General features: G+C 60.3%; 1 pseudogene. It reads left to right on the top strand.

Going from position 1 to position 262, the window contains the following annotated elements:
• Positions 1-93: 93 nt before the first annotated feature.
• Positions 94-262 (top strand): annotated as a pseudogene (locus ACMUVN_RS33350) (carbohydrate ABC transporter permease); the annotation flags it as partial.

The following is a 262-nucleotide window of genomic DNA, read 5'->3' as shown; positions in this document are numbered from 1 at the left end:
GGCCGTCGGCTCGGCCAGCGCCATCATCATGCTGATGACCATCTCGGCGATCATCGTGCCCTATCTCTATTCCGAACTGAAGGAGAAGGCGCGATGAGCAGCGTGACCTCTCCGGCAATCGCAACCCCGCAGGCCAGCGACAACAGGAACGACAACAACAGCAACAGCCGCTGGATCGGCCGCACCGTCATCTACGGCCTGCTCGTGATCTTCGCCATCCTCTACCTGATGCCGCTCTTCGTCATGCTGACCACCTCGTTCA

This window comes from Rhizobium sp. IY2 (assembly GCF_047532935.1).
In the GTDB taxonomy this organism is placed as follows: Bacteria; Pseudomonadota; Alphaproteobacteria; order Rhizobiales; family Rhizobiaceae; genus Rhizobium; species Rhizobium anhuiense.
This window is presented reverse-complemented; position numbering and strand designations above follow the sequence as displayed.